11 protein-coding genes and 1 pseudogene are annotated in these 15,165 nt (G+C 55.0%); 7 read left to right on the plus strand and 5 right to left on the minus strand.

Features of this window, described 5'->3' with window-relative positions; genetic code table 11:
- The first annotated feature begins 3 nt into the window (after positions 1-3).
- The 5 genes from B3X29_RS21610 (at position 4) to B3X29_RS21630 (ending at position 7,171) form a co-directional block, all read left to right on the plus strand.
- Positions 4-2,622: a tail fiber domain-containing protein gene (locus B3X29_RS21610; protein ID WP_290567500.1), complete on the plus strand. Its 2,619-nt coding sequence runs from the start codon at positions 4-6 to the stop codon at positions 2,620-2,622.
- A 262-nt stretch (positions 2,623-2,884) separates the two neighbouring features.
- The gene (locus tag B3X29_RS21615) at positions 2,885-4,714 is read left to right on the plus strand and encodes an asparagine synthase-related protein (RefSeq protein ID WP_290567501.1); all 1,830 of its coding nucleotides are present in this window, start codon (positions 2,885-2,887) and stop codon (positions 4,712-4,714) included.
- 91 nt (positions 4,715-4,805) lie between these two features.
- Entirely contained in the window at positions 4,806-5,045 is a 240-nt protein-coding gene (locus tag B3X29_RS21620; protein ID WP_148569313.1) for a hypothetical protein, read from the plus strand.
- Positions 5,045-5,362, plus strand: coding sequence for a hypothetical protein (locus tag B3X29_RS21625; protein ID WP_290567504.1), 318 nt, complete (start codon positions 5,045-5,047; stop codon positions 5,360-5,362). Before B3X29_RS21620 ends, B3X29_RS21625 begins: the two co-directional genes overlap by 1 nt.
- 360 nt (positions 5,363-5,722) lie before the next feature.
- Positions 5,723-7,171 (plus strand): flagellin, encoded by a 1,449-nt coding sequence (locus tag B3X29_RS21630; RefSeq protein WP_159339356.1) that lies wholly within the window; start codon positions 5,723-5,725, stop codon positions 7,169-7,171.
- 19 nt (positions 7,172-7,190) lie between these two features.
- Here the strand turns inward: B3X29_RS21630 and B3X29_RS21635 are convergent, their stop codons facing one another.
- From B3X29_RS21635 to B3X29_RS21645, 3 genes are read right to left on the minus strand one after another with little or no spacing between them, the layout of a single operon-like run.
- Positions 7,191-7,373: a DUF1869 domain-containing protein gene (locus B3X29_RS21635; protein ID WP_159339355.1), complete on the minus strand. Its 183-nt coding sequence runs from the start codon at positions 7,371-7,373 to the stop codon at positions 7,191-7,193.
- A 4-nt stretch (positions 7,374-7,377) separates the two neighbouring features.
- Positions 7,378-7,731, minus strand: coding sequence for a DUF1971 domain-containing protein (locus B3X29_RS21640; protein WP_103822051.1), 354 nt, complete (start codon positions 7,729-7,731; stop codon positions 7,378-7,380).
- Between the two features lie 10 nt (positions 7,732-7,741).
- Complete coding sequence (locus B3X29_RS21645; protein WP_159339354.1) at positions 7,742-8,083, minus strand: DUF1971 domain-containing protein; 342 nt, start codon at positions 8,081-8,083, stop codon at positions 7,742-7,744.
- Positions 8,084-8,501: 418 nt separating this feature from the next.
- On the opposite strand from B3X29_RS21645, the gene B3X29_RS21650 reads away from it, so the two are divergent.
- Together B3X29_RS21650 and B3X29_RS21655 are read left to right on the plus strand one after the other, a co-directional pair.
- On the plus strand, positions 8,502-8,675 hold the full coding sequence (locus B3X29_RS21650) for a GhoT/OrtT family toxin (protein ID WP_032610845.1): 174 nt from the start codon (positions 8,502-8,504) through the stop codon (positions 8,673-8,675).
- 84 nt (positions 8,676-8,759) lie between these two features.
- Positions 8,760-9,518 (plus strand): annotated as a pseudogene (locus B3X29_RS21655) (alpha/beta fold hydrolase).
- A gap of 506 nt (positions 9,519-10,024) precedes the next feature.
- Here B3X29_RS21655 and B3X29_RS21660 read toward each other — a convergent pair.
- Together B3X29_RS21660 and B3X29_RS21665 are read right to left on the minus strand one after the other, a co-directional pair.
- The gene (locus B3X29_RS21660) at positions 10,025-12,187 is read right to left on the minus strand and encodes a virulence factor SrfC family protein (protein WP_159339353.1); all 2,163 of its coding nucleotides are present in this window, start codon (positions 12,185-12,187) and stop codon (positions 10,025-10,027) included.
- A complete protein-coding gene (locus tag B3X29_RS21665) occupies positions 12,184-15,165 on the minus strand; it encodes a virulence factor SrfB (RefSeq protein WP_156655481.1) in 2,982 nt (993 codons plus the stop codon). The genes B3X29_RS21660 and B3X29_RS21665 overlap by 4 nt, the downstream gene beginning before the upstream one ends.

A 15,165-nucleotide genomic window follows, 5' to 3' on the forward strand; every position in this document is an offset into this window, starting at 1 on the left:
AGCATGACCACATACGCCACGAATAACCCGCTGGGGTCGATGGATCCGAAGGACCTTTTCGATAACGCCCAGAATCTGGACTTCGCGTTAAATTATATTACCAGGGCAATCTGGAAGGACCGGTTTGGCAGGGACAGAAAGACTTACTGGGGAATGGAGCAGGAGTTTTCAAACCAGCTCCTCACTCAGCAACTGCGTTTTAACCATTTCATCCAGAATTCAGGCTACCAGGTTATTGGCGAATATACCGCCGGGCCTCTGACCGTAACTGACTATAACCAGCTGATTCGCTATCAGAATGAGCTATATAAATTAACGGCCGACACAGCGATTCCATATACGACAACTGGAAATGATGCTGCGTCATGGGCCAATGACTCCTCTCACTTCATCAACGTTGGTGATGCGGCGCTACGCCAGGAGTTATCCCAGCCTGGCGGATCCTCATTAATCGGTGGCATTGAAATCACAGCAGAGTCGTTCGGCGTTGTGAGTGGTTTAGTATCGATCACCGTTGCTAAATCAAATGCCGATAAAATTATGCAGAAGGCCGCTGAAATTTATGCGGCCGGCGGCGGTAAAATCATCTTCACAAAGTCCCTGTATCAGGTGCACATGGATGAAGCTGATTACGATCCATCGAATGAGAACTTCCGCGTCGCCGCTCTGAAAATCCCGTATGACAATGTCATTCTTTGTGGGCAGGGCTGGTTCACCACCACGATTCAGGCCTGGGCCACTAATTCTGCATATGAAGTTATTCAGTGGACAAAATCTCCACTGGAAAATGGCGTAACGAAAGTTACCGGTGTTGGTCTGCACGATATCTGTATTGATGGTAACTATCATGGCGACTACACCCCGGGCAGTTACCTGCGCCAGTGCGCGGCAGTGCGCGGGGCTGGCATTAAGGGGCTGAGCATCTCCAGGCTCAGGGTAATCAATACCTCCCACTACGGAATGGGCCTCCAGAACGGTGGCTATATTGGCTGCGTCATTGATGGATACTTGGCGGAAAACACAGGTGCCGATGGTATTGATATCAAGGATAATGAGGGAGTTAGCCGGGCATTTAAGCTCAACAACATCATCGTGCGCAATTTTGGTCAGCTTGATGAGCCTGAACACCCATGGGCGGGACTGGACGTCATGTCATTCGCGCCGGAAATCTCTAACGTCTATATCTCTGACTTTGGGGATAAGGGTGCCATCGATGCCGGATTCCGCCTTAAAAATGGTACCGAAGGCCAGAGTGGAACCCGCGGCACAGGCGGCATCTTTGCCAATGTGTCAAACATTACGGTCATACAAAACCGTTTCAAAGCCACGCCTTCTGTTACCATTGGCGTGGACATCAGGGCATGTAACGTCAACTACGCCAATATTGTAGTGCGCGGAACGGCGGCAGGTAGAATCGGCGGCGGCATATCCCTGGAGGAGCGTTACTGCCAGGGGGTAAACGTCCAGATATCCAAGGTTATCACCGCGTATTCTGCGACAAATGGTTCCAATGGCAATGATCGTAACTATGGTGATGCAGAGGGCTGTTCAGTCACAAATATGTCGGTAGTTGATGCAACTACTGCCGTTGTAACAACCCGCAAACATCAGCGTTTTACCAGTCTGACCCTGAAAGATTGCACGAACGGGCTGACCAGTAATGGAGCAAACGCCGGGCCGGTCACAGTGATTGGCCTGTATCTCGAAAATGTCACCAACCCATTCGGTGGTCTCGCTACCAATCAGAACGTCATCTCGGGCATTCATGGTCCGGGATCCACAAACTTCCAGGCGGGTTTAGGGACATTCAAGGATAGTTCGGGTAACTGGGCAGCAACCACCGTCCTCAGTAAAAACGGAGTGCGGCTCTATGTTAATTCCACGGAAGTATCCGCCGGCACTGAGATAGCACGGTTTGGGCCCACAAGCAGCAGCATCCTCGCCCCGCTAATAATCACCGGATCAGTAACCCCTGCAGCAGGTAACACTTATAATGTGGGGTCATCTTCCGCTCCATGGGCTGGAGGCTATACCCAGACGACATTTACGGTTACGTCCGACGAGCGGCAAAAATCACGACCAGTGATGCTGGCGAGGGGCTCTCTTGATTTTGTTGTCACATCAGACGAGCGGCTGATGCAGATGCCTTATGCCGATGACATTCTCGATGCTTGGGCGGAAGTTGATTTTGTGCAATTCCAGTTTATCGACAGGATTGAGGCTAAAGGCGATGATGGCGCCCGGTGGCATGTCGGCATTATTGCTCAGCGTGCGCAGGAAGCCTTCATGCGGCACGGACTTGATCCCCGTCGGTTTGCTTTCTTCTGCTATGACCCTGAGGAAACAATTCCTGCAGTGTACGAGTCAGTCGCGCCAGTCTATGAGCGGGTTCCTGCTGTTTATGATGGTGATGGACGGGAAGTTAGTCCTGAACTGTGGCACATAAAGGAACCTGCGCATGAAAAAATGGTTGCAGAGTCGTATGTTGTCGGTGAGCGATATGGCATTCGCTATGAGGAAGCATTGGTGATGGAGGCCGCTCTTCATCGCCGTAATCATCAGAGATTATTAACGCAACTTGAAGCCCTTACTAATCGCGTCGTTGACCTCGAAACAAAGTAGTATTGCAACACCTCGATAGCCTTATTAAGACGAAAAAAGAGGATGCTTTCCATGCATCATTTTCACATCCTTTGCGGCATGGGAGCATCCTCAGTTTCGCATTTAAAAAAGCGTTACTGGTATAAAAATTAGTGGCTCGACCCCAAAACCAAACATAAATCATTGATCCGGCATACCAAGTATTGCACAATCGTAGTTGTTTAGTCTGTTATCAGATGGTTATCAACTTTAAATATTGTCAATTATCTTGCGCGGGAATTAAATGATAAACTTTATTGTTTTAAATGGAAAAAGCGAATCTGTCAAAAAGTTATATGAGACTGCGCAGGAAGCTCTGAAAGGGAATTTAACATTTAAGCCAGCAGAGTCGGTTAATAAAATCTCAGGAGGCGGATCCTGGGCTTATGTTGCTTGTGGTAATGCGGATGGTGAGATATCAAAAAGAATAACATCTAAGCAAAGCGGCGTATGCTTGATAAATGGCCCTGTTTTAAGGATGGGTGATAGCTATGATGTTTCAGATTCCGCACTTGATGCCTCCACAAAAAACGATGCGGAATACATGTTTGACAATATTTCCGGGTCTTACAACTTCGTTTCAATAACCTCCAAGAATGGCCTCCTTGCTTTCGGCGATTTCTCAGGCACCTGTCCTATTTATTACACAATAATTGATGGCGTAACTTGCGTAAGTAACCGGGCATCTGCATTGCATGAACTGCGCGGGAATAGTAAATATAATCTTTCTTCTTTGAGCTGGTTAATTGGGCATGCCAATATATTTGGCAATGAGTCACCTTTTGAAGGCGTGTATTCAATTACAGCGGGTAGCTATTTAAAGTCACCACTTGGTTCAACAACAGTAAACATCAATAAATTTAAGAATCAGATATGGCCTTCAAATGACGATACTCAGTATCTGAATGACCTCTCAGGTGATGATTGGGATTTGATAGTAGATGAGTTGGTGAAAAACTTTAAGGCTGCGAGTGAAAACATTCACGGCGAACTCCGTTTATCACTCACTGGTGGTAAGGACTCTCGCCTTGTCCTTGCGCTGGCATTGGGTGCAGGGTTCAAGGACAGGATCACCACATTTACGAACGGCCCGGAAGGCAGCCCGGAGATAAGCTGCGCACAGAACATCGCCAGCAAAATTGGCGTTAAGCACGTCGCTAACGTCAAGACCCCACAAGTTAAAGCTCAGGATTTTGCTAATTCATGGGAAAAACTGAACTGGCATTCCTACAGAATGGAAAGTTATATTTGCCCATGGGATGGGGCAACAGCTGAGCGCACCATCAAAAATATAACCTCTGACATGACTGGCTTTGGCGGCGAGCTATATCGCGGCCCGGGCGGACACGCCAAGCAGTTTAAGAATCTGTCCTTTATGGATAATAAAGATGTAATTCTTTCTAAGTTCATAAACTACCATCAGAAGATGGATCCATTAAACATCCTCTCCAGTTTGTATAAAAACGCTCAAATAGGTTGGTTCTACGGCTGGCTTGAGGAGAATGTTAAATCTGTAAGGTTTGATGTTTTACCTGAGAAGTTCTTCGTAGAAAACCGTCTTTCCAATTGGAACGGCCCTCTTGCTCAGAACGTCACAGGCAGAATTAAACTTATGCCACTTCTCTCTCCTAAAGTTGCGCGTTTGGTATTCAAGCTCAGCCCGGAGGCCAGGAACAAAGAATTGTTCCACTACAGCGTCATGGCAAAGCTGGCTCCTGAATTAGTTTCTCTGCCATTTTTGAATGCGACATGGGATAAATCATTGCAGGGTAGATTTGGCCTTGATATCGCAGATGCTCCTTATGATAGCGGGGTTAAATTCACGCCAAGGTCTGTGCAAGCATGGCAGGCTCAATTTGTCGAAGGTCAGCGAGAAGAAATCGTGCACTTGCTTGAAAGAGCCGCCGAATATACAAACATCAGAGAAATATTTGACGTCGATAAATTATGCGAGTACGTCCGGGAAAAGGAAGGGATGAACACCATAGAAATCAAAACCATCCTCTCCTCAATTGCTGTTGCCATTACCTTGCTGAATGATCAGGAAAGCGTAGAGGACCTTGGCCAGGTGTAACGCCAGCCGGGATTATTGATAGGTATCGCCTCATTGATCTGCACCCCCTTTAAAACTACTGTATATAAAAACAGTATAAGGAGTGCAGATCATGCCCCGCCGTCACGACATTCACGCCGCATTTGTGGCCGCAATACAGCTAAACCCCAAGGGCTACCGGTGCTTACGCACAGAAGACTTTATCCGCGAACTGGCAAAGGTCCACTGGCATTTCAGCCGGGCCGATGCCAACGAGTGGATAGAGCGCTACCAGCCAGATTTCACGGATAAGACGACCGACGGAACCGACAATCACTACTGGATCCTGCGCAACATGGGGAGGGTGCACTGATGGGCTTTCCTTCACCGGCAGGCGACTACGTAGAGCAGCGGTTAACGCCGGAACGTATCTGCGGCATAGGCATGGACAGCCGCATCCTGGAAACCTCGTCTGGCTTTGCGGTCATCGAGCCGTGCACCAGGTTGGTACAGAATCAGGTTCTGCTGATTTTGTCCGGCGGCCGGACTCAGTTTGCCCGGGTAATGGGTAGGGCATTGATCACAGATGATGGTGAAGCGATCGAGGGTGAGGCGGCGGAAGAGGTGGAAGTGTTGGGGCGGGTGACGTACTTCATTAACAGTGCGATCGAAGACGACAGGGTGGTGTGAATGGGGCATTGGGGCATGGTTGGGGCAAAAAATTAGCGCAAAACAACTCAAAACCGTCGAAGGCCGTGATTCGTCTTGCGCTAATGCTTTGGTTTGTGCCTGCTTTTACCTTACTTCAGCTCAGAACATAAAAAATATCCCGCACATCATGTTTAAGCACTGATCTGTGCCCAGCGCCGGTTACTGCACGGTAACCGGCGCGCAATAATATATTTTATTGAATACATTAACTTAGAAATATATTTTGCTGCCCCTTATCTCAGGGGGAAAATATATCGTTTGGTTTTATAAAATATTTCCTAAATAAAATTTTTAGCGGGCCGATAGAGTAGTCAGACCAGACAAACGGCCCTGTTCATCATGCTTGCAATTAATCATAACGAGATTGCCGGGCTCTCGCTTAAGTCCCGGAAAGCAAACACGACGATGCTTTCTCAAACCATTGAACGCCTGTCATCCGGCTTGCGTATCAATAGCGCGAAGGATGACGCGGCCGGGCAGGCCATTGCCAACCGGATGTTTTCAAATATCAATGCGGATAGCGTTATCTCCCGCGGGCTCGATGACGCCATAAGCCTGGCGCAGACGGCGGAAGGGAGCCTGAGCGATATCGGGAATATGCTGATTAAAGCCAAAAGCCTGGCGATCCAGGCGGCGAACGGCACCCTGTCGCCGTCTGACCGGGAGAGTATCAACCAGGAGTATCAGCAGATCCTGGCGACCATTATCCAGGTCTCGGAGCAGACTGAGATCTTCGGTCAATATCCGCTGGCGACCGATAAGCCGGTATTACCGCCGCAATTAATCGGCGACGTACCGCCGTTAAACAACAAATTCCCGCTAGCCGGAACCGATTATTCATTCAGTTCTGGAATTATTCCGCTGGCCTATATTCCGGCCGGGTCGACGAATATCACCATTACCATTGATTCGCTGGGTCTGGATGACGATCTACAGTTATTTACCCGGGATGGAAAACATCTCGCCGGGACACCTTTATCCGGCCCTGATGCGGATTATACCTGGGTCAGCCGCGGCATCACTGATGGCACCAAAGCCACCGCATCGGTACTGACGGCTAAAAACGGTTTTAGCAGCGGGGCGGTCTATGACGATAGCCAGCTAATTGAGGGCGGCCCGAGCTGGAGCCTCAGCGGGGAATCGCTTAACTATAACGGGATGACCATTACCTACAGCGGCGATGGCGATCGCTATGAAGATAAAGCGATTGGCGCTTGGAACGACGGGGCTAACGGTTCGAACCGCATCGAACGCATGACGCTGGATACCGTCACCGAAGATCTGCTGGTGATGGTAGTGGGGAGCGGCTCCTTTACCAGCAACATTACCTGGGGAACCTTGCCGACGCCGACAATGACCCCGGCGGTTCCGCCGAAGCAGAGCCGTCCCATAGAGGTGGTGACCAGCGCCAATTTTGGGGAGCAGATGCAAACCACCACCATCGAGCCGACCCCGACAGATTTAAAGACGCTGCAGCTGGAAAATAGTGATATGGCCTCCGAGGCGGGCGCCAGAAAATGTATGGGATTACTGGATGCCGCGCTGGAGAAAGTGAGCAGCTATCGTGGGCAGTACGGCGCGATGATGAACCGGTTTGAATCCAGCAAAGCGGTGCTTTCACAGCAGGGTGTGGCGATGCAGGCCGCCCGCAGCCGCATCCAGGATGCCGACTATGCCGCCGAGGCCAGCCAGCTTGCCCGGGCGCAGATCCTGGCGCAGAGCCAGAATGCGGCCCTGAAAATGGCGAATCAGGTGCCGCAAACGGTGCTTGAACTGCTCAAAATGTAAGAAGGGGCGGCGAGGTAATCTACCAGCCGCACACCTCGTGCTCGTTTTCCGTGTCGTAGGCGCGCACGGTGTTCACCAGCTCTTTCACCACGTCGGCAGCGACATCCGGGATGAGCAGCTCCATGGGGGCATCCGTCTCGTAATCCACCGACACCCCATTGCTGTTATTGGTGACGGTAACGGTATACGTTGCTTTGCCCATGACGTTACTCCTTGTGAGTATTAACGACTTTACCCAAGCCTGCGCCATTCAGCGTCACCTCAGGGTCGGCAAAAAAGTCGATATTGAACACGGTGTCCTCGGTCATGAGTTCGATGCGATGCCATTTTTGCGGCGGGGAAATACCGAAACTTCCGGCTTCAATCAACAGCTCCATATCAGGTTCGGTGGCGTCGCCGTCCGGAAATCCAAAATATTTTACGGCGCCCTGCATCACGGAGAGACGGCCATAGACGCCTGCTTTGGTGTTGTGATGGGTGAAAAGCGCGGCAGGTGCAGTCTCTTTAGTCCAGAAGGGAGTAGCACGGGTATGCACAAAATTGGCAGGAATACGTAACATCGTTAGCTCCTCAGGCGTGAGAACGCCCGGCAAATTTTAGAACCTCGGGTTCAACAAAAAAATCGATATTAAAGAGGGTATCGTCACTCATCAGCTCGATGTGATGCCAGCGTTCAGGCGGGAAAACAGCAAAATGGCCGCTTTCAATGATCAATGTGGTGTCCGGATCGGGTGACGTTTCATCGGTATAACCCAGATAACGCACGGCACCCTGCATCACGCTAAGACGCGGATAAACGCCGGGACGGGTGCCGGTATCCAGATGGCGCCTGAAAAGGGCCGGTGGGGCAGTCTCTTTGTTCCAGAACGGTGTGGAACGGGTGTGTATAGAGTGTTGCGGAATACGCAGCATAACGTCCTCCCTGTGGATGAGGTCATTACAGCTCGGGTGATGGCTATTTTGTATCATAAATTGCATTTAAAATGCAACTTTAAAGGGGGGTCTTTTTCCAGGCTATACTTATCTACGCCGAAGGCCACAAAGGAGAGTCTGATGCTACAAGTCGATAAAGACAAATCCCGCAAAGTACCCGATTCGGGTAACAAAAAGCCTCAACCGGTTAAGAAGTAGAACCGGACTTCCAGGGCCGCAAAATGCGGTCCTGGTCAGCGTTTGTCCCGCCAGCTCCCGCCAAAAAGTTGTAGCAAGATATACCTAACTGTTATTACCACGCATAAACTGTGGATAATGTGTAACAAAAATACTTGATCCATATCAACATATGTCGCATATTGCGCGCGGTTATTGAACAGCACATTGGGTATTTGAAATGACGTTGTATCAAAAGATGTTAATGTTTTACGCCGTCATGGCGGCCATCAGCGCGCTTATCACCTGGTTTCTCTCTAAAGATCGCAAACGTATCCGCTTCCTGAGCGCCTTTCTGGTGGGCTCCACCTGGCCGATGAGTTTTCCGGTTGCGCTGCTGATTTCGCTTTTCTGACAACGCCCCCCGTTTTACGTTACGGCGATAGCATTCCTCTTTGATGAGCTGTATAAAAACACAGTCGTCTGAAAAGGAGTGCTTATGAACAGCTTTTATTCGCAACAGGCCCGTTGCCTGGTGCGTTGGCAGGAACTGCCCGGGAAGGGGGAACCGCTGGTCTTCATCCACGGTCTCGGCTGCGCCTCTTCCTACGAGTATCCCCGGATAGTTTGCGACCCTCAGTTCGGCTCCCGCCGGGCTATTCTTATCGATCTCCCCGGTAGTGGTTACAGTGATAAACCGGAAGCTTATACCTATCAGACCTCAGCGCAGGCGCAGGTGGTCATCGAACTGCTCAACCATTTAGCCCTAACCTCATTCTGGTTATATGGCCACAGCATGGGCGGCAGCATAGCAATAGAAACGGCTGAACTGGCCGGGGATCGTCTGTCAGGGTTGATCGTGTCTGAACCCAATTTTCATGCTGGCGGAGGCATGTTCAGCCGGGGTATCGCTGCTCAGACGGGGGAGGAGTTTGTCAGTGCCGGTTATCAGGCCATCCTGTCGGCGGAAACCTCCCCCTGAAAGGGTTGCCTCCAAAGCACTGCCCCCTGGGCAGTGTGGCGCGGAGCAACGAGCCTGGTTAATGGGGTACAGCCCAGCTGGAGCGAGCGCTATTTGCAGCTGAGTTGCCCGATATGGCTGATTTTTGGCGAGCTTTCGCTGCCGGATACCGATCTGGATGAGATGCGCCAGCAGGGTGTCGCAGTGAAAATGATCCCTGATGCTGGACATTCGATGTCGTGGGAGAACCCGTCAGCGCTGGCGAAGGCGTTGTTCGACTGTATGCATCAGGAATAGCGATCCGTCTATGACGAGCCGCAGGGTAGCAGGGTAGCAGGGTAGTTCCATCAAACGTCTGTTTCAGACTAACAAGATCTGCAACGCTCTGCGATCGTCATGGGTAATATCATGCGGCTGCTCTCCCTGACGGGTTAAGCGTGGCGCAGGGCTGTTAACCACTGTTTGTAGGCCGGGCAAACGCAGTGCCGTCCGGCGCAACACTGCCGGGAGGCGGCTTCGCCTTACCCGGCCTACAAAACCGGACCCGAAAGCCTGAAGGAATAAGCTGAGGGCCACCGCGAAGCGGCGATTTTCTTGCCGGGAGCCGGGATTGTTAAGGGGGCGGCGATAGCCCCCTTAACACGTTCACGGGTGACGCGGTTTACAGAGAAGCAAGGAAAGTATGGTGAACGGAACCACCGCCACTGCCGCATATTCCCCTCAGCCCACCGAGAGAATGGTGGATTAGAGGGGTACAGACCGCTCCTGTACCGTGTCTTACCGGCTAAGATGCTTGCACCGTATCAGGCGAGCAAGGCCTGCAACGCTCTGCGATCGTCATGGGTAATATCATGCGGATGCTGATACCCGATGTTATCAATCGCCTGGGTATAGAGCGCCACCAGCCAGTCATAGACATAGGCCGTGGCTGCATGCACCGGCTGCTCTCCCAGACGGGTCAAGCGTGGCGCAGTGCTGTTAACCACAGGCGTGACAAACACCGGCTGCCCTTTGCGGATGCGGCTGGCCGGGCGGGCGGAAGCCGGGGTCTGAGCGTAGCCGACCCATCCCACAAAATTGCCGAGTGCGGCATGCAGCTGTGCAGCGCTGCTTTTATCGGTATCAACAATCTTTTTCAGCTGCGCCAGCAGATTCAGACGATAGCTGGCAATCACCAGCACATCGCCAATCTGCTGCAGGATCGCGGTATCCAGCCCCAGACGGCTGGCGACGGCTTCATCCCGGCTCCACTGGCGCAGATGGTTGATCCACACCTGATGGGCCAGACGCGCTTTGTCCGTCGGCTGCAACATTTCATCGCTATCCTGGGCGCTGTCGGCAAACAGGTCGATGGTATCGGTAAACAGGCCGTTAACCTGCTCTTCGCGCGGCTGCTGCACGGCGAGCAGCGTCTCAAAGGCGCGCAGCGGCGGGAGTAATCCCTCCAGCAGCTCGCCGTGACGGGCGGCGCTCCCCTGCAGGGCACGCACCATCGCTTCGGCGGTGCCGCGCTGGGCGTCAGGATCCTGAGTCAGCGGGGCCAGATACCCCCGCATCAGCTGATGCAGTTCCCGCTGATGCTGCTGGCGTAACCCCTGCAAACGCGTCTCGCGCTGGGCGGGCAGCGTCGCCTGGGATAACCACTCAATCACCCGCTGCATACTGCTGCTGTCCAGCGCCTGCAACGTTCCCCAGTGCTGGCCGGGTTTGCCGAGCAGCTGTTGCACCGCTTCGTCGAGATTGGAACGGCGGGTAAAGCGCGCATCCTGGGGCGTAATCGCCCACACCAGCCCTGGCAGGGCGGCATCGTCGCCCGGCTGGGTCGCTTTCACCCAGTTAAGCAACATTTTCGCGGTGCGGGCGGTCTGGCCGTGATGGGCGGTGGCATTGCAGATCACCAGGACATCTGGCTGCAGCTGCTGGCGATAGTGCTCCAGCAGCCACTGCAGTTTCGCCTGGGCCAGCGGTGAATCGGGCTGCGCTGACGGGGCCGGAATATCAATAATATCCACTCCGGCCAGCGCGCTATTTTCTACCGGCAGGATCAGCTCCCGGGTGAGCAGGGCCAGCACGTCCAGCGGGATGCTGATGGCGTTAAGCAGCTCGCCGTTGTGCAGCGGGTGCAGTACCGCCTGCTGGACCTCCGGCAGGGCGATATCACCCCGGGTGAGGAACCCTTCGGTCGGCAGGCCAAAATTATCCACCAGCAGGCTCAGCGGCGCGGCCAGCGCCTGGGCGTGGCTGGTCTGGTGCAGAATTTGCGCCAGCTTGAGCCACTGCTGGGTCAGCTCCTGCTGTTCGCCCCACAGTAAGGACCAGACGCTTGCGCGGGTACTCAAATCCAGCGACGGCAGCAGCAGGGCAAACTGATGCCACAGGGCATCGTCCATCTGCTGGGCGGCGGCGGGCACCGTGTCGCGCCAGTAGCGGGCGATAGTGCCGACGTCGGCGGCGGTGATCCCCGGTACGCTCTGAGGCTGGCGCAGGGCGCGCCATTTCTCCAGACGCGCCTCGATAACGGATTTATCCACCGCCGGGAGCGTGGCGCGGGCCAGAAACACCTGCACCAGTTCAGCTTCGGTGAGCAGGCTCAGGCGCAGCGGAAACGCGTCATCGGCCACCTCCGTTGCGGTGGGGGTAAAGCGCAACGCCATGTTGGTCAGGGCGTGGCCGGGATTGATGTGCGAAAAGTAGTCAAAGGTTCGCTGGCCGACAATCACGTTCATTCGCTGATTGTCGCTGCCGCACAGGGTGGCGAGCAGGTGGGCTTTCGCCGCCTGGGAGTGACCATATAACCCGATGGTGCTCCCGGCGCTCAGCGCCCGCTGAATAGCCTTTTCCCGCGCGTCGGCAACCGCCAGTCTCGCCAGCAGGGCATCGGCGTCATTGTCGAGGAGCGGGGCGTGCTGACGCGTTGCGTTGATCCACCCGATTAATGCCTGAGTCGTGGTCGTCGTGGCTCTCATTTCAGGTATACGCTCCCGCTGTCGATCCAGTAATGGCTACCGCTGTGTCGGCGATCGGCCAGAGTATTCAGTTTAAAGGTCAGGGCATCGGCCGGGACCGGCGTACCGTCCTGCAGCCAGGCATCGCTCAGCTCAAAGGCTTCCGGACCATCCTGTTTATTGCCGCCGCAGAGCTTCAGGCGCACGTTAAGCACCCCGTCTCCGGCAATGGATTTCGCCAGCTCCGCCGAGTTAATGCTCAGGGTATAGAGCGGGGTGGCAGGCCAGCGGGCGTTCGCCAGCTGACGGAAGCCCAGCGTCACATTGCCGCGCAGCGGGAAGTGCAGGCGTGTATCCAGCTTCGCCCCCGGCTTGTCGAGGTCGATATCCTGATACCAGACGTTCTCCTCGCGCAGGGTATTTACCGTGTTATCCAGTACCCCGAGGTAGCGCACCGTGGAGTAAGCGCCGATATCGGCCGCCTTAAAGTTAAAGCGCGGCAGGCGCAGATCCAGCGCCAGGCTACAGAGCATCGCCCCAACCGCCGCGGTGGATTTCGGATTGCCAATGCGCCCCTGCTGGCTGAACGGATACCACTCATGTACCCGGTATTTGTCCAGCCACACCATCCGGCTGACCGGCACCGGCTGCAGATGGCGGATCAGCGCCTGAACGCCAGGCAGACAGCCAGGACGCCCGGTGATCAGCAGAATATCGCAGGCATAGTGGGAGATCGCCTCTGCCACCGCATGCAGCGGTGCTGCCAGGGTAAAGTGTCCGGCCAGCATCGCGTCCTGCATTTCGCGGAAATTAACGTGCAGCGGGACGGCAAACAGGTCGAACGGTGCCGACCCGGCTGGCAGGGCGTGCTCGATGGCCTGTTGCAGGTAGTTCATCACGTTGCGCGTCGGCTTGCGGGTCAGCAGATCGCCAAAGGTGGCGTGCAGTCCGTCGAGGGGATCGTCAACGTCGCTGGCTTCCCAGGCGGCGAGGATCGCATGACCAATCGGCATAAACAGCTGTAAAGCCGTCTGCTGGCGCAGCACTGCCTGGGTGTCGATGCGCCCGGAGTCGCCAAACAGCGAGGCCATCAGCAGAGACGCGTCGGCAATGCCCGATTTCTGCAGCTGGGTTTGCAGGGCGGGCAGCACGTAGCGCTGGATCACATCCAGCAGCGTGTCATCCCCTGCGATCTTAAAGCCTTCGCGGAACAGCAGCTGCGGGGTGATCTTGACGTTACTGCCCGAACCGTCGTCGAGCTGGTAATGGGTGATGGCCATATCGGTGGTGCCACCGCCGATATCAATCGAGGCGACGCGCAGGGCCCGGCCCGGCTGACAGCCCGGCTCCGGCTCGCGATCCGGGCGGGCAAGGGCGGCGAAAAAGGCTTCGGTCTGACCGTTGTAATGGGAGATGGCCTCGTTATAGAGCCACACTAACTGGCCGCAGCTGGCCTCATCCCACTCCATCTGGATTTCCGGCACCGGCACCACGCTTTTCTCCTGCTGTTTACGGCTGGAGAAGTCCTCATCCTGCGGGTGCCAGCCCATCGCTTTCCAGACGATGGCGATGGCTTCAAACATACGGCGGCGGAAAATCTCGCGCTCCTGCTTCGGCATCGCCGACGGCAGGGTGAGGATCAGGGTGCGCAGCTGGCGCGGTGACGCCGGGAAGCCCAGACGCAGACGGGTGGCGACGCTGTTGATCTGCCCCAGCGCCTGCGCCAGCAGCTCGCAGAGCATGTGGGTCATCAGGGTGCTACGGCTGTACTGCGGGGAGAAGACCGGCAGACGTTCATCCTGCGGCAGGGTGAACAGCGGCTGGCCGTCATCGTTCATCAGGTTCATCAGCGGGAAGGCGGTCGCCAGCGGTTCGCGCTGGGTTTTGCTGTTCATCTGGCTGAAACGCCAGTCCTGTACCACCGGGGTTTCATCCCACAGATAGCGGCGCGGGCTGGAGATACCGCTGTTGCCTTCGGTGCCCAGCCGCTGGGTCGCCAGCTTGCGCGCCTCGTCGCCGACGCGCACGATAGAGGGCCAGACAAAGGCGTCTTCGCGGCCGCTCTCCACCGAGAAGTGCTGCTTGCCGAAGCGGGCTTCGGAAAACTCCAGGCGGCTGGTAAACAGCGGTTCGTTGAGGAACTGCGGCTCGCTTAACGAGCGCACCTGTAGCTCGGCGGTCTGGCGCAGTCCGTCGTTGGCGTCGCCGTGATCTTCAATGATCACCCCGCAGGTATGGGTGTTGCCGACATCGAGGATCAGATCCACCGGGATAGCCGGGGTGCTGAGAGTGTGGGTGACAAATTTGACTTCCGGCACCGTGAGCTGTTCCCCCAGCATCGCCAGAATGTTCAGCCAGTGCGCCTGGTATTCAAAATTGCGCATCGCCAGCTGTAAATCGCGCTCGGCGCGGTTCTCCACGCCGGTGGCGTACTGGGTGAAGGCTTCCCGCAGCCAGCCGTCAATCCAGGTCTGGTCGAGGAAGTTCGCCACCTCGTCGTCGCGCCAGGCCAACGCGAAACGGGTGCCGTTGAGAATGTCGTTCTCCACCGGCGACAGGGCGCTGGTGGCGTGGGCGGCGATCTGGCTGTCCAGCGCCAGGGTCACGCGGTGGCTGTTTCCGGCGTTGTCCGGGGTCTCCAGCTTACGCACCTGCACGCGGGCCCAGTTGTCCGGGCCTTCAACGAAGGTGCGCGGTGGGTTAAAGCGCAGGAACGGCACCGGCAGCCAGACACCGTCGAGCACCGCCAGCGACTGCTGAAGCGGAATGGTGCTTTCGGGTTTCACCACTTCTGGCTGTCCGCCGTTGGTGGCGGGCAGGGTATAGCGGCCATTCACCAGATCAAAATCGAGGCGCAGCAGGGGGCCGTTTGCGGTTTTACGCACAAACCGCCCGCTCTGGGCGGAGTCCTGCGGCGTCAGGCCAAAATCAAGAAACTGTACGCCGCTGTTCGCAATCAGCGTCACGCTCTGTTTGTAGTCGCAAAGGTTTACCAGCAT

It is taken from the genome of Leclercia sp. UBA5076 (genome assembly GCF_002416465.1).
In the GTDB taxonomy this organism is placed as follows: domain Bacteria; phylum Pseudomonadota; class Gammaproteobacteria; order Enterobacterales; family Enterobacteriaceae; genus Enterobacter.

Coding starts and splice junctions, on each gene's coding strand:
- B3X29_RS21630 (WP_159339356.1), top strand. CDS start 5,723: ATGCTTGCAATTAATCATAACGAGATTGCCGGGCTCTCGCTTAAGTCC.
- B3X29_RS21635 (WP_159339355.1), bottom strand. CDS start 7,373: ATGGGCAAAGCAACGTATACCGTTACCGTCACCAATAACAGCAATGGG.
- B3X29_RS21625 (WP_290567504.1), top strand. CDS start 5,045: ATGGGCTTTCCTTCACCGGCAGGCGACTACGTAGAGCAGCGGTTAACG.
- B3X29_RS21660 (WP_159339353.1), bottom strand. CDS start 12,187: ATGAGAGCCACGACGACCACGACTCAGGCATTAATCGGGTGGATCAAC.
- B3X29_RS21665 (WP_156655481.1), bottom strand. CDS start 15,165: ATGCTGGTAAACCTTTGCGACTACAAACAGAGCGTGACGCTGATTGCG.
- B3X29_RS21620 (WP_148569313.1), top strand. CDS start 4,806: ATGCCCCGCCGTCACGACATTCACGCCGCATTTGTGGCCGCAATACAG.
- B3X29_RS21645 (WP_159339354.1), bottom strand. CDS start 8,083: ATGCTGCGTATTCCGCAACACTCTATACACACCCGTTCCACACCGTTC.
- B3X29_RS21650 (WP_032610845.1), top strand. CDS start 8,502: ATGACGTTGTATCAAAAGATGTTAATGTTTTACGCCGTCATGGCGGCC.
- B3X29_RS21610 (WP_290567500.1), top strand. CDS start 4: ATGACCACATACGCCACGAATAACCCGCTGGGGTCGATGGATCCGAAG.
- B3X29_RS21640 (WP_103822051.1), bottom strand. CDS start 7,731: ATGTTACGTATTCCTGCCAATTTTGTGCATACCCGTGCTACTCCCTTC.
- B3X29_RS21615 (WP_290567501.1), top strand. CDS start 2,885: ATGATAAACTTTATTGTTTTAAATGGAAAAAGCGAATCTGTCAAAAAG.